We start from the raw sequence: 20,300 nt of genomic DNA, 5'->3' as shown, positions 1-20,300 counted from the left end.
AATGCTGCCGTGATTTCTCAATCGAAACTGGTTTAATGAAAACTTCGTAGCCGCCTGTGCGCTACAGCGAACCTTTGTACGCCATATGTGGCGCACGGCGCTGTAGGACACAGGCGGCTGCGACCATCAAAGCGAGTAATGCGGAACGAACCGCATGAAGCCGGTGTCCTGCAGGTCTTCCACCGGTTTGCAGTTCAAGACCGGGCAAGCCGGATTGTCACGCGTCGGCACGGTTGCTCTTTCGGCATAATCGCCAGGCGAGCAGGAATTGCTGTTACGGACATAGCGGTCGTAAAGCGGCAGTCCAGGTACCCGCGTTGAAGGGTAGCGAAGGATGGCCGCGCCCTGGCTTCTGAGAATCTGGCGGACGTTTTCACAGGCAAGGCTTGTAGAATTGTAACGTTCGATGGCCATTGCACTGCTGCCCCAGAGGGAGACAGCGACGCAGAATGCCAGCCGTATCATCGGTTTCATGTCAGGATCTCCATCAAAAAGGCAGTTCGCGCCAGCCTTTGTCTCGTCACATCTCTCGCCCCTCTTTTGATTTGGGGCAAGGCTTCCTACAATCAAGAAGATGCGAAGTTCCAAGCGACGTCGCATTAGATTTAATGGGCTACAGGGAACCTTTGTGCGCCGTGTATGGCGCACGGTATTCGAGGCATTGTGCTCAAATTGGAACCAGTGCGATGGTCTAGGCTTATGTTCTCGCATCGGGATTATCCGAAAGCTGGTTCCTACGTTCGGCCGATGCTCTAGATGAGGAAGAAACCGCCATGCAGCATGAGACCTACGACCAAGCCTATCTCAGGGACATCCTGAAGACCGTGAAGACCATTGCCCTGACCGGTGCTTCACCCAATCCGGCGCGACCGAGCCATGGGGTCATGCATTTCCTGATGCAACGCGGCTACACCGTGTTTCCGGTCAATCCGGGCCAGGCCGGAAAAGAAATCCTTGGCCGGACGGTCTATGCGACGCTGGCCGATCTTCCCGAGCCCGTCGACATGGTCGATGTCTTTCGCGCGTCCGAATATCTTGATGGCGTCGTAGACGAGGCGCTTGGCTTGCCAGCGCCACCTAAGGTCATATGGGCCCAGCTTGGTGTGCGCGATGACCAGGCAGCAGCAAAGGCTGAGGCCGCCGGTGTAAAGATGGTGATGAACCGCTGCCCGGCTATTGAATATCCACGGCTGGTCGGCTGACGCTGCTCCTGGAGAATCCGCAGTCAGGATTCGGCGCTGCATGAAGCAACGTGCGCAATGAGCCGTGATGACAATCGATCCGGTTTTGCCAATCCAGGTCATCAGGAGAATGCAACCTTACCGGATGACGCGGCAAATTTAGAACGACGTGTCATGGATTCCGTGAACACGGCTGTTATGCTTCTGCTCATTGTTTCAACGGAGGATACCATGGCCAATAATAATCCGGGTTTTGCCACGCTTGCCGTTCACGCTGGCGCCCAGCCGGACCCGACGACCGGCGCGCGCGCGACGCCGATTTACCAGACGACGGCCTATGTCTTCGAAAACGCCGACCACGCGGCCGCCTTGTTTGGCCTGAAGCAGTTCGGCAATATCTACACCCGGATCATGAACCCGACGCAGGGCGTGCTGGAGGAGCGAGTAGCCGCGCTTGAGGGTGGTGCGGCTGGGCTGGCGGTTGCCTCCGGCCATGCGGCGCAGATGCTGGTGTTCCATACGCTGATGCAGCCCGGCGACAACTTTGTCGCGGCAAAGAAGCTTTACGGCGGCTCGATCAACCAGTTCGGCCATGCCTTCAAGAATTTCGGCTGGCAGGTGCGCTGGGCCGATACCGATAATCCCGACAGTTTCGCGGCTGAAATCGACGACCGGACCCGGGCGATCTTCATCGAGAGCCTTGCCAATCCCGGCGGCACCTTCGTCGATATCGCCGCTATCGCTGAAGTCGCCCGCCGTCATGGCCTGCCGCTGATCGTCGACAACACCATGGCCAGCCCTTATCTGGTGCGGCCGCTGGAACACGGTGCCGATATCGTCGTGCATTCCGCCACCAAGTTTCTGGGTGGTCACGGCAATTCCATGGGCGGCGTGATCGTCGATGGCGGCACGTTCGACTGGTCGCAATCGGATAAATTCCCGACTCTGTCGCAGCCGCGCAGCGAATACAGCAATGTCGTGCTGCACGAGACCTTCGGCAATATGGCCTTCGCCATCGCCTGCCGGGTGCTTGGCCTGCGCGATCTTGGCCCGGCGATTGCGCCGATGAATGCCTTCCTGCTGCTGACCGGTATCGAGACCCTGCCGCTGCGCATGCAGCGTCATTGCGACAACGCGCTGAAGGTTGCCCATTGGCTGAAGAGCCACGAAAAGGTTGCCTGGGTGCGCTATGCCGGCCTTGCCGACGACCCCAACCACGCGCTGCAGCAGCGCTACGCGCCGAAGGGTGCCGGAGCGGTGTTCACCTTCGGCGTCAAGGGCGGCTATGAGGCCGGCAAGGCGCTGGTCGAGGGGCTGCAGCTCTTCTCCCATCTCGCCAATATCGGCGACACCCGGTCGCTCGTCATTCATCCCGCTTCGACGACCCATGCGCAGTTGACACCCGAACAGCAGACGGCGGCCGGTGCCGGGCCTGACGTCGTGCGGCTTTCCGTGGGCATCGAGGATCCGGACGATATCATCGCCGATCTGGCCCAAGCCCTGTCGAAAACTTAAGGGAGCTGTCGCAGCCCATGAGCCATAGCAAAACCTTCGATCTCGCTGCCGTTGAACCGGAGGAGGGCGCTCCGGCGCCCGACCGGTTGATCAGCGGCGACCCGCGCTTCACCACCTGGAATGTCGAGGAAGCAGAGGGCGGCATTTATGCCGGCGTCTGGCAATCGACGCCGGGCAAATGGCGGATCGTCTATGACGAGTGGGAGTATTTTCACATTCTCGAAGGCTATTCTGTCGTCACCGAAGACGGTGGCGAGCCGGTTCACCTAAGGGTAGGCGACCGCCTGGTGCTGCGGCCTGGCTTTAACGGAACCTGGGAAGTCCTTGAAACGACTCGCAAGGACTATGTCATCAGAATTTGAAGCTCACCAGGTCAGGTCCAGCCGCTCTAGTCCATGGAAATGATAGACATCCTTTACCTGGGGTGAAGCGGCAAGCTTCAGCCCGGGCAGTCGCTTGAACAGCAGCGGCAGCACGATGTTCAGCTCCAGCCGCGCCAGCGGCGCACCGATGCAGAAATGGATACCGGCGCCGAAGGAGAGATTGGCGCCCTCGTTGCGCTCAGCCTTGAAGGTGAGGGGATTTTCGAATTTGCGCGGATCGAGATTAGCCGCCGCCAGGATCAGGCCGATCTTGTCGCCACGCGCCAGCGTCACCCCATCGATCTCGCAGGCCTCCAGACAATAGCGCTGAAAGATATGCACGGGCGCGCAGATGCGCAGGCATTCCTCCACCGTGCGCTCGGTGGTGCCAGCATCCCTAAAGAGGTCCGCCGGATCGAGCCCACTTGTAAGCCCCTCTTCGAGAATGATCCGCACGCTGTTGCCGATCTGATGGACGGTCGCTTCATGGCCGGCATTGAGCAGCACGATGGTCGTCGAGATCAGCTCTTCCTCGGTCAGAAATTGACCCTTGTGCTCGGTATGGATCATGTGGCTCAGCAGATCGTCGCGGGGCTCACGGCGGCGCTCGGCAATGACGCTGCTGATATACTCGGCAAATTCGCGGGCCGAACGATCGGCCGCTTCCTCATCGGCACGGCTGCGCTTGAACATATACATGCCGACATAGTCGTGCGACCATTTCAGCAATTGCGGTCCCATCGCATCGGGAATGCCGATCATCCGCGCAATCATCGTCACTGGAATGATGTCTGCGAAAGACGACAGCAGTTCCGTCTCTCCCCTCGGCTCAAACTCGTCGATCAGCCGGTTGGCGAGATCGGTGATTTCACCGCTCATCTTCTCGACATGGCGCGAGACGAAGGCGCGGTTGACGAGGGTGCGCAGCCGCGTGTGCTCGGGCGGCTCCAGTTCCAGCAATGACCATTCCTCGGCTTTGTCGAAATGCCTTGTATGGGCCAGCGGCTCCGGCACGCCCAGGTCTTCGCGTGAGGCTATATGGAGGATCTGCCGGCCGAACCTCTTGTCGCGCAGCAGGCTGTTGACCAGGTCATAGCCGGTAAAGAACCATTGCCGCTGCTCGCGCCAGTAGAATGTCGGCGTCTGCGCATGCAGCGCGGCATAGACGGGGTTCGGCGCCTGATAGAAACCCGGGTGGCCGGCATCGAGGCTGACCGACCGCTCGACCGGGTCGATCGAAAGAAATGAACTGTCCTGCATGATCGTGTCGCGGCTGCGCTTTCCTGGCTGATTTGTCGCCTAAACCCTATCCCATTCAAGGGGAAAAAGAAGCGTGCACGGTTGGCAACTCACAGGATCCCGACGCCGTCGGCCGCCCTGTTCCAGATCCTGCGGCCCAGACAGCCGGGCGGGAAACGTCATTCCGCGTGATGCGGTGCCGAGCGTTGGGTAAGGCGGCGAAGCGCCGCGACCTGCCGGTCAGCCTCGCTGTCGATGGCGGCTGGCGTGCCTCGCTCTTCGTTGGGCGTCAGGCAAAATACCGTCTCACCCCTGGCCACAGCAGTTCTGTTACGACCATCGGCCTTGGCGGTATAGAGGCCGTGATCGGCCTGGCGCATGGCGGTGTCGAAGTCGAAGTCGTCGGCAGACACTGCCGACAGGCCGATGCTGGTCGTCAACCGCACGATACCCTGGCTGGTCGCAACCGGCGTTGAGGCGATCATGTAGCGGATCCGCTCGGCAACCGCCGCAGCCTGACGCAGATCTTTTACCGGCAGCACGGCACAAAATTCCTCGCCGCCCGACCGAGCGAAGATACCACTTTTCCCGACAACCCCCTCGGCCATCTTGGCGAAGGACGACAGCACGGTGTCGCCGGCCTGATGGCCGAAGGTGTCGTTGATATGCTTGAAGTAATCGAGGTCGAACACGAGCAGCGCCAGCAGACTGTCCCTGGGCGCCGACCGTTTCATCTGGTCTAAGGTTTCAATAAGGCCACGGCGATTGAGCGCCCCCGTCAACGGATCGGTACGCGACAATTTCTTCAATTGCTCTTCGTTGCGGTCCATGACGATGCGCGCCAGCAGCACCATAGTCGTCACCAGGCAAACGATGACGAACAGGCCAAGAAAGTCGCTCAGCGCCAATTCATGCCGATCGCCCGGCATGCCGATCAGACTGGTCACGCCGACGGCGACACTGGACAGAGCCTGCAGCATCCAGAGAGCCGATAGCATATACCGATATTTCTGCGAGGAAATATCAGAAGTAAGAGCTGTTATCGCTAGCATAACGAAATACAGCGTGGCGGCGAATTGGTGTGCGGCGAGCCGTAGTGCGTAAGTCTGGCTTATCCCCGGCACCATCAATATCCCGATCCAGAGCAGCAGCGGCACCACAACCCAACGAGCCGGCTTGCGGCCGGAAAACAGCCTGAGTGCAGTAATCCAGAAACAAAAACCGGACAGGACCAGAAAATTGCCACCATAGATCGCCAGCATTGGCGGCAGGTCTGCACGCAAGGCAATCAGCATGGCACCAACGCCATGACAGGCAAATCCTATGGCCATATAGGCGTAGTAACCCTGCCGCCGGTTGCGCAGCCATATGGTGATCAGCAGGACCGCCAGCGTAATGGCCTGGGTTCCCCACATCAGAAAGGCGGTCTTGATGTCGAGCAAAGTCGTCGACCTTTTATCACTATCGGGTTGGTGTCGCCGTCGCTATATATCGATCGGGCCGAAGCATGAATGAACTTTTGGCGATCATACGCGGTTTTTCCCTTTGGTTGCAAACGCCCATTGTTCTCGTCACCTACTGTTCACCATATAACCCGGTTTCTGTGGGAGACATGCATCACTCAGCCGCGGCGGGCAGGCGCTAGAGGCTGAAACAGCGAGAATGCAAGGCTGCATGCTCGCAAGCGATTAAGGATATAGCGTGCTCGCGTCTTGAAGTGTTGGGGGCGAACACTCTATGTAGGGATTGACAGCATTTGAATTGATTCCCGCAGCCCAGCCAGGCATAGGGCCAGATGGGCATAGGGGATGGGGTGAGAAGGACGGACATGAGAAATCCAGTTGATACCGCCATGGCCCTCGTGCCCATGGTTGTGGAGCAGACCAATAGGGGCGAACGCTCCTACGATATTTACTCGCGTCTGTTGAAAGAGCGCATCATTTTCCTCACCGGCCCGGTCGAGGATCATATGGCGTCGCTCGTTTGCGCCCAGCTGCTGTTTCTGGAAGCGGAAAATCCGAAGAAAGAAATTTATCTATACATCAATTCGCCAGGCGGCGTCGTAACCGCCGGCATGGCGATCTACGATACGATGCAGTTCATTCGCCCGGCTGTCGCCACGCTTTGCGTCGGTCAGGCCGCCTCGATGGGCTCGCTGCTGCTTGCCGCCGGCGAAAAGGGCATGCGCTTTGCGACGCCTAACGCCCGCATCATGGTGCATCAGCCTTCCGGTGGCTTCCAGGGTCAGGCATCGGATATCGAGCGCCACGCCCGCGATATCATCAAGATGAAGCGCCGGCTGAATGAAGTTTACGTCAAGCATACCGGCCGTACCCTCGAGGAGGTCGAGCAGACCCTCGACCGCGACCATTTCATGGAATCTTCTGAAGCCAAGGAATGGGGTCTGATCGACAAGATCCTGACCACGCGCGCCGAAATCGAAGGTGTAACGGCTTCTTGATACCTTTTGCCAAGGGGATCCGGCCGTAAAGATCAGGCTGGATCCATCCAGGGGGTTTAAACTCCCGGTGAAAGCGCTAATAGTTATTAAGGCTATGTTGAGCTTTTATGACATAGCCTGAATATTCGAAGAGGTTCTCGTTGCCGTCAGCTTTCGAATGTGACTTTTGAGAGCTGAATAGTACCTCTGAACCGAATGCGTCCGGACGGCCGGGTGGCGGTTCCTGGCGACGTGACTAGACCGCGAGCCGCTAGACGGCGGCGCGGCGTGCTGGAAGGAAAAAGTTATGAGCAAGGTCAGCGGAAGCAACGGCGGTGACTCGAAGAATACCCTGTATTGTTCGTTCTGCGGCAAGAGCCAGCACGAGGTCCGGAAACTGATTGCCGGCCCGACGGTATTCATTTGCGATGAATGCGTCGAACTCTGCATGGACATCATCCGCGAGGAAAACAAAAGCTCGATGGTGAAGTCGCGCGACGGGGTTCCGACGCCGCAGGACATCATCAAGATCCTCGACGAATATGTGATCGGCCAGAAGCAGGCCAAGAAGATCCTGTCTGTCGCCGTCCACAATCACTACAAGCGCCTGTCGCATGCCTCCAAGGGTGGCGATGTGGAACTGGCGAAGTCGAACATCCTGCTCGTCGGCCCGACCGGCTGCGGCAAGACCTATCTCGCCCAGACCCTGGCACGCATTATCGACGTTCCCTTCACCATGGCCGATGCGACCACGCTGACGGAAGCCGGTTATGTTGGTGAAGACGTCGAGAACATCATCCTGAAGCTGCTGCAGTCCGCCGACTACAATGTCGAGCGTGCGCAGCGCGGCATCGTCTACATCGACGAAGTCGACAAGATTTCTCGCAAGTCGGACAATCCGTCGATCACCCGTGACGTTTCGGGCGAAGGCGTGCAGCAGGCTCTGCTGAAGATTATGGAAGGCACCGTGGCTTCGGTTCCGCCGCAGGGCGGCCGCAAGCATCCGCAGCAGGAATTCCTGCAGGTGGACACGACCAACATCCTCTTCATCTGCGGCGGCGCTTTTGCCGGTCTCGACAAGATCATTTCGGCCCGTGGCGAAAAGACCTCTATCGGCTTCGGTGCGACCGTTCAGTCGCCGGAAGATCGCCGAGTCGGCGAAGTCTTGCGCGAACTGGAACCGGAAGATCTGGTTAAGTTCGGCCTGATTCCTGAATTCATCGGTCGTTTGCCAGTTCTGGCAACGCTCGAAGACTTGGATGAAGATGCGCTGATCCAGATCCTGTCGGAGCCGAAGAACGCTCTGGTCAAGCAGTACCAGCGTCTTTTCGAGATGGAAGACGTCGAATTGTCCTTCCACGAGGATGCGCTGCGCGAAATCGCCCGCAAGGCGATTACCCGCAAGACCGGCGCTCGTGGTCTGCGCTCGATCATGGAAAAGATCCTGCTCGACACCATGTTCGAACTGCCGGAACTCGAAGGCGTGCGTGAAGTGGTAATTTCCGATGAAGTGGTGCGCGGTTCTGCCCGTCCGCTCTACATCTACGCGGATCGCCAGGAAGAAAAAGCCAACGCTTCGGCTTGATACGCGGCCGTTCCATCAGATTGTTTAGAAGCCCGCCTCGTGCGGGCTTCTGCATTTCGGGGAATCTCCGCTGGTAAGGATGCTGCCGGGCAGGGGCTGTTGTAGAAGTGGTTTGCAGGCGTTTTTGAATAGTTTATGACTGTGTGAGGTGCTTCGTGCGCAGCAGAGATTCGGCGGACACCCTGCTGCCAGTTCTGCTTTTGCAGCACGTTTGGTAGCGGCGGCGTGTGTGGCCAAGCTGTCGGGCAAAGATGCGGGCGTTTCCGCAAATGTTCGGCGGTCGGTCTTGTCTCGCGACCATGAGCTTGCGTCCATGCTCGGTTTGAGCCGGTTGTCTGTTGTTCGTCTGCCGCGCTCGTACATCGTTTGTTTTTGTGTTTGTCGGTTTGTCTCGACCTTCGGCTTTATGAGGCTAGGCTGGCAATAGGCCTCAAATGATTGCGCCACGGTGTGGCTGGAGCATTTTCCAGGGAAATGACGAATGGGTTTCCCACCGGAAAATGTATGAAAATCAAGTTGGTGTGTTTCCGTTGAACTTGGAAACGCTCTAAGGGCGCAAAGGCTTGAATTATCGCTCTTGGGTCTCCACCTAAACAGGTGAGACAGGGCCATGTCCCCCGCGGCTTTTGAGCGCGGATTTGGGTCCCGGCAACGGGACGATGAAAGGAACTGGAATGACTAAAGTGACCTCTGTCACCGGCGAAACCAATATCTATCCGGTATTGCCGCTGCGTGACATCGTGGTGTTCCCGCACATGATCGTGCCGCTCTTTGTAGGGCGCGAGAAGTCCATTCGTGCCCTTGAAGAAGTCATGGGCTCCGACAAGCAGATCATGCTGGCCACCCAGATTAACGCAAGCGACGACGATCCGTCGTCTGATGCCATCTACGAGGTGGGCACCGTCGCCAACGTGCTGCAGTTGCTGAAGCTGCCCGATGGTACCGTGAAGGTGCTGATCGAGGGTAAGGCGCGCGCCCGCATATCCAGCTATACCGGCCGCGAAGATTTCTATGAGGCCAATGCCGAAACCTTGCCGGAGCCGGAAGAAGATCCGGTCGAGATCGAGGCGCTGAGCCGCTCGGTTGTTTCCGAGTTTGAAAACTATGTGAAGCTCAACAAGAAAATCTCTCCGGAAGTGGTTGGCGCTGCCAGCCAGATCGAGGATTATTCGAAGTTGGCCGACACGGTTGCCTCGCATCTGTCGATCAAGATCACTGAAAAGCAGGAAATGCTTGAGACCGTGAGCGTCAAGACTCGCCTTGAAAAGGCGCTTGGCTTCATGGAAGGCGAAATCTCCGTTCTTCAGGTGGAAAAGCGCATCCGCTCCCGCGTCAAGCGGCAGATGGAAAAGACCCAGCGCGAATATTACCTGAACGAGCAGATGAAGGCGATCCAGAAGGAACTCGGCGACGGCGAGGAAGGCCGCGACGAGATGGCCGAACTGGAAGACCGCATCGCCAAGACCAAGCTCTCCAAGGAAGCCAAGGACAAGGCTGATGCGGAGTTGAAGAAGCTCAAGCACATGAGCCCGATGTCGGCCGAAGCCACCGTCGTGCGCAACTATCTCGACTGGTTGCTCGGCCTGCCCTGGAACAAGAAGTCCAAGGTGCGGATCGATCTCAATGCTGCCGAGAAGATCCTGGACGAGGACCATTTCGGCCTCGACAAGGTCAAGGAACGCATCGTCGAATATCTGGCCGTACAGGCTCGCGCCACCAAGCTGAAGGGGCCGATTCTATGCCTCGTCGGCCCTCCTGGCGTCGGTAAGACTTCGCTTGCCCGCTCGATCGCCAAAGCCACCGGACGCGAATATGTCCGCATGGCACTGGGCGGCGTGCGTGACGAGGCTGAAATCCGTGGCCACCGCCGCACCTATATCGGCTCCATGCCTGGCAAGGTCGTGCAGTCGATGAAGAAGGCGAAGCGGTCTAATCCGCTGTTCCTGCTCGACGAGATCGACAAGATGGGCCAGGACTTCCGTGGCGATCCGTCATCGGCTCTGCTGGAGGTCTTGGATCCGGAACAGAACTCGACGTTCATGGACCACTATCTGGAGGTCGAATACGATCTCTCGAACGTGATGTTCATCACGACCGCGAATACGCTGAATATTCCCGGCCCGCTGATGGACCGCATGGAGATCATCCGCATCGCCGGCTACACCGAAGATGAGAAGCTGCAGATCGCCAAGCGGCATCTGCTGCCGAAGGCGATCAAGGAACATGCGCTGCGTCCGGAAGAGTTCTCGTTGTCGGATGACGCGATCGTCTCGATCATCCAGCAATATACCCGCGAGGCCGGCGTCCGCAGTCTCGAACGTGAATTGATGAAGGTCGCCCGTAAGGCCGTGACCGAGATCATCAAGGGCAAGGCGACGTCGGTTGCTGTGACGGCAGCCACCATCAACGATTATCTCGGCGTACCGCGTTATCGTCATGGTGAAGCCGAGGGCGAAGACCAGGTCGGTATCGTCACCGGTCTGGCCTGGACGGAAGTGGGCGGCGAATTGCTGACCATCGAAGGCGTGATGATGCCGGGCAAGGGCCGCATGACGGTCACCGGCAACCTGAAGGAAGTGATGAAGGAATCGATTTCGGCAGCGGCATCCTATGTCCGCTCGCGCGCCGTCGATTTCGGCATCGAGCCGCCGCGCTTCGACAAGTCGGACATTCACGTCCACGTGCCGGAAGGTGCCACCCCGAAGGACGGTCCTTCGGCTGGCGTCGCGATGGCAACGGCTATCGTCTCTGTGATGACCGGCATTCCGATTAACAAGGATGTGGCGATGACGGGGGAAATTACCCTGCGTGGCCGGGTTCTTCCCATCGGGGGCCTTAAGGAAAAGCTGCTCGCCGCCCTGCGCGGTGGCATCAAGAAGGTTCTGATCCCGGAAGAAAACGCCAAGGACCTGGCTGATATTCCTGACAACGTCAAGAACAGCCTGGAGATCGTACCTGTATCTCGCATGGGCGAAGTTATTGCCCATGCGCTGGTTCGGGTTCCCGAGCCGATCGAGTGGGACGGCACCGTGGAAACGCCGGCTGTTGGCACTGTTGACGGTGTTGACGAGTCAGGCGCAACCGTGGCGCACTGAGCCATCTTTGCCACCTTCCTGCCGCAATGGCGGGAAACCAGACGAAAGGCTGGCCCTCGGGCCAGCCTTTTTTGTGCAAACATTGTCAAAAGCCTTGTTTTTCAGGCGATTTGCGGCGCTTTTCACTTGCGACGGGCATGGGCATGAGTATTGTCCGCCCGACTTGGAATTTTTGAGGGATGTCGACCGCTGCCAAATATAGGTGGTTTGCATCGCTTAGCACCTGACCCACGCCATCGTTGCGCCGGGCCAGTCGCGGTTCCTTGCTGCGGGGATGTGTCAGCATTCCCGGTGCATTGCTATCATTCATGTCATACAGAAAGGGTGGAAACATGAACAAGTCCGAACTCGTAACCGCAGTCTCCGAAAAGGCCGGTCTCAGCAAGGCTGATGCCGCATCTGCCGTAGACGCCGTCTTCGACACCGTCCAGGCTGAACTGAAGAACGGTGGCGACATCCGCCTCGCCGGCTTCGGCGCTTTCACGGTTTCCCGTCGCGAAGCTTCCAAGGGCCGCAACCCTTCGACCGGCGCTGAAGTCGATATTCCGGCTCGCAACGTTCCTAAGTTCACGGCCGGCAAGGGCCTGAAGGACGCTGTAAACAGCTAAGACCATCGGAACGGCTCGGCAGGCGGCATCGCATTCCGATCCATCTGCCAGACGTCCTTCCGAGACGAGACCCGGCTTCACCGCCGGGTTTTTCGTTTCTAGACGGCCCTATGCGATGCCATAGCGACTGATCCAGAACCGCACTCCACGCGAAGTATCGGTATAGACTTTGATCAGGGCCGCTGCCGGTTCTGACATGCCGGGCAGCGATGATGAAAAAATCCGATCTTCCGACCAAACTGTGCTGCGCATGCCAACAGCCCTTTGCCTGGCGCAAGAAATGGGCTCGGTGCTGGGATGAGGTCCGGTTTTGCTCGGACCGCTGCCGTGGTCAGCGTCGGCTGGCAAATGCACAGGGTGCTGTCGGCAAGGGCAGGGCGGGCGCCGCATGAAGCCACTGTCAGCGACGACCCTGTTCTTCTATTCCCTGCCGGCCATGCCCTTGGCAGCCATTGCACTGCCGCTCTACATCATCGTCCCCTCGGTCTATGCGACGCGGTTTGATATAGCGCTGTCTGCCATCGGCGCGGCACTGCTTGCCATCCGCTGCATGGATGCGCTGACCGATCCACTGATTGGCTGGCTGGCGGATCGGTTTCCCGCCCGCTACGGCCGCCGCCGGTTGGTGTTTGCCACATCTCTGCCATTGACGGCGCTTTCCGCGTTCATGCTGTTTTATCCACCCGAAGGAGCGGGGCTGGGGCATCTCCTGCTCTGGGGCTCGCTGCTGTCGATCGGCAGCACCTGGACGAGCCTGCCTTATGCTGCCTGGGGCGCGGAGTTGGAAACATCCTATGACGGGCGTGTGCGGCTTTCTGCCTGGCGGGAAGGGGCAACGCTTCTTGGGACGCTGCTGGCGATTTCCCTGCCGTTTCTGGGCCAAGCGAAAGGAACCGCCGCCGTCCCGGATCTCACCTTGCTGGCGTTCATGGTGGCGCTACTCTTGCCGCTGACCGGTGCTTTGGCCGCCTGGCGCGTGGCCGAACCCCGGGATTTCTCGAGCAAGCGACTCGACCTGCGTCAGGGCTTGCGCTTCCTGATCCGCAATCGCCCCTTCCTGCGGCTGGCTTCGGCGTTCTTGGTCAATTCGCTTGCCAATGCGATTCCGGCGTCACTGTTTCTTTATTTCGTCTCCGCGCGGCTTCAAGCCGGCGCCTGGCAAGGTCCGTTGCTGTTTGCCTACTTCCTGTCGGCGGTCGCTGGCGTGCCGCTGGCCGTGGTTGTCGCCAAGCGGTTGGGCAAGCACCGCGCCTGGTGTGTCGCGATGCTGGCAAGCTGCGCGATCTTTGCCCTGTCGGCGCTGCTTGGCGCGGGCAACGTCATACCTTTCCTTGCCATCTGCGTGGCAACGGGGGTGCTACTGGGCTTTGATCTGGCGTTGCCGCCAGCCATTCAGGCCGATGTGATCGATGAGGATACGGTGGCCTCGGGTGAACAGCGCTCCGGCCTCTACTTCGCCGCCTGGAGCTTCGTCACCAAGCTGGCGCTGGCGCTGTCTTCGGGCATCGTCTTTCCGCTGCTGGCCATGGCTGGCTTCAAGTCGGATCTCGGCTCTGCGCAGAGCGGGGAGGCGCTCACGGCCCTGTCTTTGCTCTATGCGGGATTGCCGATCGTCTTCAAGCTTGCAGCTATCTGGCTGATGTGGGGCTTTACCATCGACAGCGACCGCCAGAAGAGCCTGCGCCAGCAGATCGAGCAGAGTAGAGAGTTGGCATCGTCAGCGTGAGAGGCCGACTCTGGAGCCAAACGGAAATTATGCCGGAGGGCGGGGCAGAGTACGTCCATCCTGATAGATGCGCCGCAAGAAGGCTTTCAACTGCTCGAGTTCAGCCTCGGAAAACCTATCGGTAAACCGAGCCTCATGACCCTGCCGCAGCGCCTTCGCCTCCACCAACAGCCGCTGGCCTTCTTCGGTCACGAACAGTTCCTGGCGGCGACGATCAACCTGCGACGGTCGCCGCTCGATTGCGCCTCGACCTTCAAGTTTGTTGACCAGCGCCATCATCGTCGCCTTGTCCATGCGCAGGCACTGGGCAAAATCGATCTGGCTGGCGCCGGCATTGTTGTCGATCAGTTCCAGCACGGCAAACTGCTTCGGCGTCAGCGCCAGGCCTGACATGGTCGCCTGGAAATCCTGGAAGACGGCCACATTTGCGAGCCGCAGGTGAAAGCCAAGCACCTGTTCCAGCCCACCCAGGGTAAGCGTGCCGGAAAATTCCGGCTGGTCCGGATCCTCGTTGGGCTGGTTGGCTGCGTCCATTGTCACTCTTTCTGCTTTGCCTTGTCGCGACCGCGGTTGAGCGGCGCGAGCAAGCGGCCGTGAGCGGCCCATCATTCCTTTTGCTGATAAATCCTCACCGATTCAAGGAAAACTGCGATCTTGTATATCGCTTAGGTCAGTTTCAAATTTCGCTTGTCAGAAAGCCCGGATGATATAATATGTATTACATACTAATTGGCCGTCGGGAGAACGGTTAGGGAGGATCGATGCTCACGGATACCAGCGCCCACAAGCGCGACACCGCCGCTTTTGCAGGTATGGTCGCGGAGGATCCTGTCCGCTACCGCGCCAGGACCAGTCCCGACCGGCCGGCTCTGCTGGAAACCGCAACTGACATCGCGCTGACCTATGGCGAATTCGACAGTTTGATCGGCCGTTGCGCCGCAGCACTTCTGGACCTGCTTGCACAGCAGGGCGAATCGGCCGACGGGCCGCGCCGGGTCGCTTATCTCGGCCGCAATTCCATCGCCCAGTTCGCCGTTTGCTTTGCCTGCCAGCGGATCGGCGCGATTTTCGTGCCGCTGAACTGGCGTTTGAGTCCGCAAGAAATCACGCTGATCCTGGCTGACTGTTTCCCCTCGCTGGTCCTGTACGACGAGGAATTTGCCTCAGCGCTCAATCGCGGCTCCATCAAGGCCATGCCGGTGGCCGGGCCAGCCGGATTTCTCGGCCTGGCTGCCAAGCAAACTCCTGCCACGCCCAGCTACGGCCCCGCCGATCAAACCTGTGTCATTCTTTATACCTCAGGCACGACGGGTGGTCCCAAAGGGGTGCTGCTCAACGCCCGCAATCTGTTCTTTTCCGCGATGAACTTCGCCTTTGTTGGCGATGTGACGGCCGATTCGGTGGTGTTGTGCGACTTGCCCTTCTTCCACACGATCGGCCTTGTGGCGCTGTCGCGCACATCAATGGTGATGGGCGCAAGGCTTATCATTTCCGATCGGTTCGCGGCCGAACGAACGATCGCCACCATGGCCAGTGAAGAACTCGGCGTTAGCCATTACTGTGGCGTGCCGCAGATCGCCGCAGTGCTGCGCGCCTCGCCAAGTTGGAACCCGGCAGCCCTGCGCCGGCTGAAGGCGATTTTTCTCGGTGGTGCGCCGCTGCCGCCTGTCCTGATCGAGCGCTTCCTGGAGGACGGGATTCCCCTGGTCAACGGTTACGGCATGAGCGAAAGCGGCACCGCCCTGCACATGCCGCTCGACCGTGAGGTGATTTCCCGCCACCCCGGCAGCATCGGCTTTCCCGCGCCGTTCCTTGAAGCCCGGATCGTCAATTTTGACGGGCTGGATGTCGAGGAGGGCGGGATCGGCGAGATCTGGCTGCGCGGCCCGACGGTGACCGAAGGCTATTGGAACCGGCCCGACCTGACCGAGGCGGCTTTTACCGATGGCTGGTTCCGCACCGGCGATCTTGCCCGCATGAAGGATGGCGTCGTCTATCTCGCCGACCGGTTGAAGGACATGTATATCAGCGGCGGTGAAAACGTCTATCCGGCTGAAGTCGAGGCCGTGATTGCCGCCCATCCCGGCGTTGCCGATGTCGCGGTTATGGGCATTGAGCATCCCGACTGGGGCGAGGTTGGTCTTGCCCTGATCGTCGCCGGCGAGGCTGCGCTCTGCGACCAGGACATCCAGACCCATTGCGCGTCGAGGCTCGCCAGCTACAAGCGGCCGAAACATGTGGTCTTCGTCGACACCATACCGCGCTCCGCTTCCGGCAAGGTGCAGAAACATATCCTGCGCCAGACCTATTCACACCTATCCAGTTCCACATCTGCGTCCGGACCGTCCGGCGCCTAAGGAGATTGATCCATGACTGCTACAGAAAAATCCGGTTCCGACACCGTTCTGGTCGATATCGAAGACCGGATCGCCTTCGTGACCTTCAACCGGCCGGAAAAGCGCAACGCCATGAACCCGGAGCTCAATATCCGCATGGCTGAAGTGCTTGACGAGCTGGAAGCTGATGACCGCTGCGGCGTACTCGTGCTGCGCGGCGCGGGAACCTCCTGGTCGGCCGGCATGGACCTGCAGCAATATTTCCGCGACAACGACGACAAGCCGCGCAGTGCCACCATCAAGAGCCGCCGTCAGTCCGGTGGCTGGTGGCAGCGCCTGACCTATTTCGAAAAGCCGACCGTTGCCATGGTCAACGGCTGGTGCTTCGGCGGCGCCTTCAATCCGCTGGTCGCCTGCGACCTCGCCATTGCCGCCAATGAGGCGACCTTCGGTCTTTCTGAAATCAACTGGGGCATTCTGCCCGGCGGCAACGTCACACGCGCGGTCGCCGAAGTGATGAACCACCGCGATTCGCTCTATTACATCATGACCGGCGAGCCCTTTGGCGGCGAAAAGGCTCGCGACATGGGCCTCGTCAACGAATCAGTGCCGCTGGCCGATTTGGAGACTCGCGTGCGCAAACTCTGCGCCAGCCTGCTGGAAAAGAACCCCGTCACCATGAAGGCCGCCAAGGACACGTTCAAGCGCGTTCGCAACATGCCCTGGGACGTGGCCGACGACTACATCTACGCCAAGCTGGAACAGATGCTGCTGCTCGACAAGACCCGCGGCCGCGACGAAGGCCTGAAACAGTTCCTCGACGACAAGAGCTACCGCCCAGGCCTCGGTGCGTACAAGCTGAAGTAATTGTCAGCGCTTCATATCATCGAAAAGGCCGCCGACATTGTCGGCGGCCTTTGTGTGTCTGAGCGATTGATGTTCGCGAAGGGTGGTTAGAGGCGCTTCAAGCCAATCTGACTATTCTTGTAATCATAAAGTACGGAAAAATGTTTGTAGGCCTCCACGCCGACGAGAACTCTGGTGGGTGGCTGATGGAAATTTGGAAAAGGTCCAACGGCTAGTCGCGAGGAATCAGTCATATCGCTGCCGACACTGAAGCTGGCTTTCAGGGCAGGGGTGCTATCGTCGCCAAATGATATCGTGGCCCTCGTACCTGGACGCCAGTCATGGAACGGCTCTGGTGCGATGACGAGAACTTTAGGATTGCCGTTGTCGAGAACAAACGGCCCACAATACGGCTTGTGCGATTTTTCAATGGTTAGGCAGCCGTGGATAGGGTTGTCTCGACCGCCACCCTCGTTTGGGCCCTCTGCCGCAGGAAACCGTACGAACCCCGAAAGATCATCGGCCGTTGGGTTGATGATGAGTTGCCCTTCGGTCTGGGCAGATCGCGGTAAATTGATAATCCAGGCGTCCCCGAAGCTGACCAGCGGATTGGGAGCGGTTGCCTTGAGTGAAGGGGAGGGCATGCTCGCGCCGATAATGGCCTGATAGTTTTCCTTCCCCAGAAGTTGGCCTGGGTCTTCAAGCCGTTTCTGAAGTGGCATCAGGCAACGCTTGACGGTTTGGTTGCACGTCAGGTCTCTGATGACGTCAACGGGGATCGTCTTCGTCTCGGCCGCATCCCCGAAAGATACCTGGGCGTCCGCGACGTCGCCTAGTATCGTCTGGCCGTTTGAATAGGAGTAGCGCATCTGCTGCCCCGTCGGGGCATAATCTTGATTGGAGACAGTGCTGCCCATGACATGAAGTCCCGTCGAACCGGTATCCAAGAGCGCCTCAACTGTTTTTGCTCCGATTTTCACAGGGATCCAGTAGCGCACGATATCGTGACGCTCCAATGCGTGAATCGGGACGACCATCCGTTCACCGGCCGTGGCCTCGGAAACATCAACGATTGAGCTACCGCTGAGCAGCAGCAAAAACACGAGTGCTTTGTGTCTCATTCTAAGCAATCTCCTCCATCGCGGAGCCGTTGCCCTCGAATTTATGGCGTCGCCGTTTGTGCAAACACGAAAGCCGATAAATTAAATCAACCCAAACCAAGACCGCCTGATGGCGGAGAAAATGCACGAGCCGAAAGGGAAGGCGAACTTGAGCGTAAACCGCTCGGATATCCAACGGCACGACAAGGCGCACAACAAACCAACAAAAAGCACAAGTATGTGAAGGGGAAATGGTGGGCGATGAGAGACTCGAACTCCCGACATCCTCGGTGTAAACGAGGCGCTCTACCAACTGAGCTAATCGCCCTTCGCGTCATCGGGTCGTGCCCGCCGCGTCGGTGGCTGTGATCTATTCGGTCGCTCGAAAAACCGCAAGAGGGTTTTTTGGTTTTTTTGCATTTTTTACGACGGGTAGATGACGGTGGGTGGGGAAGGGCCGTGATTGTAGGGTTTTTGGCTTGGCGGCTGGTTCACTCATCCACAGCCCAGAATTGGGGTCGCCCCATAGCGCAAAGAAATCGACGGCGAGTCGCGAATGGTCGGTGGATAAGGAAGACGTTAAGACCAGGCTGGGAGTTAAATAGGTTGGGTGACTGTCGACAGACTGGCGTGCATCCACGGGTGCGGTTCCGCACGGTCATATGGGGGCAGTGTCCGACCGGTTGAGGGGAGGGTTGCAAGCCTTCATCCATGTCCTGGGGATCATCAACAAGGAAAAATCGCTCTGTCACGATTTTGTTTTCAATGCTGCTTGACACCTACCGACGAACAACATAGTTAGCCGCTCATCGAACGACACATGACGCTCGATAAGCGGGGAAGCAAGCTTCCCACCAGGAAAATGCGGGTGTAGCTCAGTTGGTTAGAGTGCCGGCCTGTCACGCCGGAGGTCGCGGGTTCGAGCCCCGTCACTCGCGCCATCCTGGTCCATGTGTCTGAAAATGAATGGTTTCCATTCAGATGTCCTTGATACGGCATCAAAAATGCGCGGGTGTAGCTCAGTCGGTTAGAGTGCCGGCCTGTCACGCCGGAGGTCGCGGGTTCGAGCCCCGTCACTCGCGCCATTCTTTACTTCCTCCGAAACGGTTTTCCGCTATAGATCCAAAGTGCTCGATAGCAGCGTAGTGTGCTGTTGTTAAAGTCTTTGTGTGCATGTGCGAAATGCGGCTAGCGCACTTGCGCACGGGCTCTGGCTGCGGTAACCAACGGCTCGTTGCAACAGTCTTTTTGGCTTGTCGGCTGTGAGCCACGGACGCCGCCCGGCGTTCTGACAAGCAAGGATGGATACGATGACTGAACTCCTCAGTTCCTACCTTCCGATCGTGGTTTTCATCGGGATTGCGATGGTGATTGGTATCGCGCTTCTGGTGACGCCTTTCGCGGTTGCGTTCAAGGCGCCCGACTCGGAAAAGCTTTCGGCCTATGAGTGCGGATTCAACGCCTTCGACGATGCGCGCATCAAGTTCGATATCCGATTCTACCTCGTGTCGATTCTCTTCATTATTTTCGATCTGGAAGTTGCCTTCCTGTTCCCTTGGGCCGTGTCCTTCGGTGCGATTGGTTGGTTTGGCTTCTGGTCGATGATGGTGTTCCTCGGCGTGCTGACCATCGGCTTTATCTATGAATGGAAGAAGGGAGCCCTGGAATGGGAGTGAGCCCGACCAATAACCAGACCTTGGTTGCTCCGCAGCCAAAGGGTATTCTGGACCCTGCCACCGGCAAGCCCATTGGCAATGACAGCGCCTTTTTCGGTGAGATCAATGACGAGCTGGCCGACAAGGGCTTTCTCGTCACCTCCACCCAGGCGCTGATCACCTGGGCTCGTACCGGCTCGCTGATGTGGATGCAGTTCGGTCTGGCCTGCTGCGCCGTTGAAGGCCTGATGCAGGCATCTGGCCCGCGTTACGATATGGAGCGCTTCGGCGTTGCTCCGCGCGCCTCGCCGCGTCAGTCCGACGTGATGATCGTGGCCGGTACGCTGACCAACAAGATGGCGCCCGCGCTGCGTAAGGTCTACGACCAGATGCCGGAGCCGCGTTACGTCATTTCCATGGGCTCCTGCGCCAATGGCGGCGGCTATTACCACTATTCCTACTCCGTTGTTCGGGGTTGTGACCGGGTCGTGCCTGTCGACATCTATGTGCCGGGCTGTCCCCCCACGGCAGAAGCGCTTCTTTACGGCGTGCTTCTGCTCCAGAAGAAAATCCGCCGCACCGGCACCATCGAGCGCTAAGGCGAGGGACAGA

At 58.7% G+C, this 20,300-nt stretch carries 19 protein-coding genes and 3 tRNA genes; 15 read left to right on the top strand and 7 right to left on the bottom strand.

The features are described 5' to 3' along the window. Positions 1 to 126: 126 nt before the first annotated feature. Entirely contained in the window at positions 127 to 465 is a 339-nt protein-coding gene (locus BJF91_RS21950; RefSeq protein WP_075617005.1) for a hypothetical protein, read from the bottom strand. A gap of 308 nt (positions 466 to 773) precedes the next feature. On the opposite strand from BJF91_RS21950, the gene BJF91_RS21945 reads away from it, so the two are divergent. The 3 genes from BJF91_RS21945 (at position 774) to BJF91_RS21935 (ending at position 3,058) form a co-directional block, all read left to right on the top strand. Beyond that, positions 774 to 1,202 carry a CoA-binding protein gene (locus BJF91_RS21945; protein ID WP_075616670.1) on the top strand — a complete coding sequence of 143 codons (429 nt, stop codon included), beginning with the start codon at positions 774 to 776 and terminating at the stop codon, positions 1,200 to 1,202. Positions 1,203 to 1,412: 210 nt separating this feature from the next. Then, positions 1,413 to 2,696: an O-acetylhomoserine aminocarboxypropyltransferase gene (locus BJF91_RS21940; protein WP_075617004.1), complete on the top strand. Its 1,284-nt coding sequence runs from the start codon at positions 1,413 to 1,415 to the stop codon at positions 2,694 to 2,696. Between the two features lie 17 nt (positions 2,697 to 2,713). Next, positions 2,714 to 3,058 (top strand): cupin domain-containing protein, encoded by a 345-nt coding sequence (locus BJF91_RS21935; protein WP_075616669.1) that lies wholly within the window; start codon positions 2,714 to 2,716, stop codon positions 3,056 to 3,058. A 3-nt stretch (positions 3,059 to 3,061) separates the two neighbouring features. Here BJF91_RS21935 and BJF91_RS21930 read toward each other — a convergent pair whose 3' ends face one another. Next, on the bottom strand, positions 3,062 to 4,318 hold the full coding sequence (locus tag BJF91_RS21930) for a cytochrome P450 (protein ID WP_075616668.1): 1,257 nt from the start codon (positions 4,316 to 4,318) through the stop codon (positions 3,062 to 3,064). 158 nt (positions 4,319 to 4,476) lie between these two features. Beyond that, a complete protein-coding gene (locus tag BJF91_RS21925; RefSeq protein WP_075616667.1) occupies positions 4,477 to 5,739 on the bottom strand; it encodes a GGDEF domain-containing protein in 1,263 nt (420 codons plus the stop codon). Positions 5,740 to 6,125: 386 nt separating this feature from the next. Between BJF91_RS21925 and clpP the strand changes: the two genes are divergently transcribed. The 3 genes from clpP (at position 6,126) to lon (ending at position 11,417) form a co-directional block, all read left to right on the top strand. After that, positions 6,126 to 6,758, top strand: coding sequence for an ATP-dependent Clp endopeptidase proteolytic subunit ClpP (gene clpP, locus BJF91_RS21920; protein WP_075616666.1), 633 nt, complete (start codon positions 6,126 to 6,128; stop codon positions 6,756 to 6,758). A 286-nt stretch (positions 6,759 to 7,044) separates the two neighbouring features. Next, positions 7,045 to 8,322 (top strand): ATP-dependent Clp protease ATP-binding subunit ClpX, encoded by a 1,278-nt coding sequence (gene clpX / locus BJF91_RS21915; protein WP_075616665.1) that lies wholly within the window; start codon positions 7,045 to 7,047, stop codon positions 8,320 to 8,322. 674 nt (positions 8,323 to 8,996) lie between these two features. After that, a complete protein-coding gene (gene lon / locus BJF91_RS21910) occupies positions 8,997 to 11,417 on the top strand; it encodes an endopeptidase La (RefSeq protein ID WP_075616664.1) in 2,421 nt (806 codons plus the stop codon). Between the two features lie 85 nt (positions 11,418 to 11,502). On the opposite strand, the gene BJF91_RS21905 is transcribed toward lon, so the two are convergent. Then, positions 11,503 to 11,751 carry a hypothetical protein gene (locus BJF91_RS21905; protein WP_075616663.1) on the bottom strand — a complete coding sequence of 83 codons (249 nt, stop codon included), beginning with the start codon at positions 11,749 to 11,751 and terminating at the stop codon, positions 11,503 to 11,505. On the opposite strand from BJF91_RS21905, the gene hupB reads away from it, so the two are divergent. The 3 genes from hupB to BJF91_RS21890 all read left to right on the top strand — a co-directional run bounded on the left by hupB (position 11,750) and on the right by BJF91_RS21890 (position 13,751). Then, positions 11,750 to 12,025: a DNA-binding protein HupB gene (gene hupB / locus BJF91_RS21900; protein WP_075616662.1), complete on the top strand. Its 276-nt coding sequence runs from the start codon at positions 11,750 to 11,752 to the stop codon at positions 12,023 to 12,025. The two genes, BJF91_RS21905 and hupB, sit on opposite strands and share 2 nt — an antisense overlap. A 209-nt stretch (positions 12,026 to 12,234) precedes the next feature. After that, complete coding sequence (locus BJF91_RS21895; protein WP_208610950.1) at positions 12,235 to 12,417, top strand: DUF2256 domain-containing protein; 183 nt, start codon at positions 12,235 to 12,237, stop codon at positions 12,415 to 12,417. Next, positions 12,414 to 13,751: an MFS transporter gene (locus tag BJF91_RS21890; protein WP_075616661.1), complete on the top strand. Its 1,338-nt coding sequence runs from the start codon at positions 12,414 to 12,416 to the stop codon at positions 13,749 to 13,751. The genes BJF91_RS21895 and BJF91_RS21890 overlap by 4 nt, the downstream gene beginning before the upstream one ends. A 27-nt stretch (positions 13,752 to 13,778) precedes the next feature. On the opposite strand, the gene BJF91_RS21885 is transcribed toward BJF91_RS21890, so the two are convergent. Further along, positions 13,779 to 14,285, bottom strand: coding sequence for a MarR family winged helix-turn-helix transcriptional regulator (locus BJF91_RS21885; RefSeq protein WP_075616660.1), 507 nt, complete (start codon positions 14,283 to 14,285; stop codon positions 13,779 to 13,781). A 227-nt stretch (positions 14,286 to 14,512) separates the two neighbouring features. Here BJF91_RS21885 and BJF91_RS21880 point away from each other — a divergent pair, with 227 nt between their 5' ends. Then, positions 14,513 to 16,108 (top strand): AMP-binding protein, encoded by a 1,596-nt coding sequence (locus BJF91_RS21880; RefSeq protein ID WP_075616659.1) that lies wholly within the window; start codon positions 14,513 to 14,515, stop codon positions 16,106 to 16,108. Between the two features lie 12 nt (positions 16,109 to 16,120). Next, positions 16,121 to 16,954 (top strand): p-hydroxycinnamoyl CoA hydratase/lyase, encoded by an 834-nt coding sequence (locus BJF91_RS21875; protein WP_075616658.1) that lies wholly within the window; start codon positions 16,121 to 16,123, stop codon positions 16,952 to 16,954. 86 nt (positions 16,955 to 17,040) lie between these two features. Here the strand turns inward: BJF91_RS21875 and BJF91_RS21870 are convergent, their stop codons facing one another. Further along, positions 17,041 to 18,054, bottom strand: coding sequence for a pepsin/retropepsin-like aspartic protease family protein (locus BJF91_RS21870; RefSeq protein WP_075616657.1), 1,014 nt, complete (start codon positions 18,052 to 18,054; stop codon positions 17,041 to 17,043). A 231-nt stretch (positions 18,055 to 18,285) separates the two neighbouring features. Continuing rightward, positions 18,286 to 18,361, bottom strand: a tRNA-Val gene (locus BJF91_RS21865). A gap of 536 nt (positions 18,362 to 18,897) precedes the next feature. Between BJF91_RS21865 and BJF91_RS21860 the strand changes: the two genes are divergently transcribed. From BJF91_RS21860 to BJF91_RS21845, 4 genes are all read left to right on the top strand, one after another. Further along, positions 18,898 to 18,974, top strand: a tRNA-Asp gene (locus BJF91_RS21860). A gap of 67 nt (positions 18,975 to 19,041) precedes the next feature. Then, positions 19,042 to 19,118: transfer RNA gene (locus BJF91_RS21855), tRNA-Asp, on the top strand. A 225-nt stretch (positions 19,119 to 19,343) separates the two neighbouring features. Continuing rightward, entirely contained in the window at positions 19,344 to 19,709 is a 366-nt protein-coding gene (locus BJF91_RS21850) for an NADH-quinone oxidoreductase subunit A (RefSeq protein ID WP_075617002.1), read from the top strand. After that, positions 19,700 to 20,287, top strand: a complete 588-nt coding sequence (locus BJF91_RS21845; RefSeq protein ID WP_075616656.1) for a NuoB/complex I 20 kDa subunit family protein — start codon at positions 19,700 to 19,702, stop codon at positions 20,285 to 20,287. The genes BJF91_RS21850 and BJF91_RS21845 overlap by 10 nt, the downstream gene beginning before the upstream one ends. The last annotated feature ends 13 nt before the right edge of the window (positions 20,288 to 20,300 follow it).

The organism is Gillisella taibaishanensis, assembly GCF_001938985.1.
Lineage (GTDB): Bacteria > Pseudomonadota > Alphaproteobacteria > Rhizobiales > Rhizobiaceae > Allorhizobium > Allorhizobium taibaishanense.
Note: the sequence above shows the minus strand (reverse complement) of the source record. Positions and strands in the feature narration are given on the sequence as shown.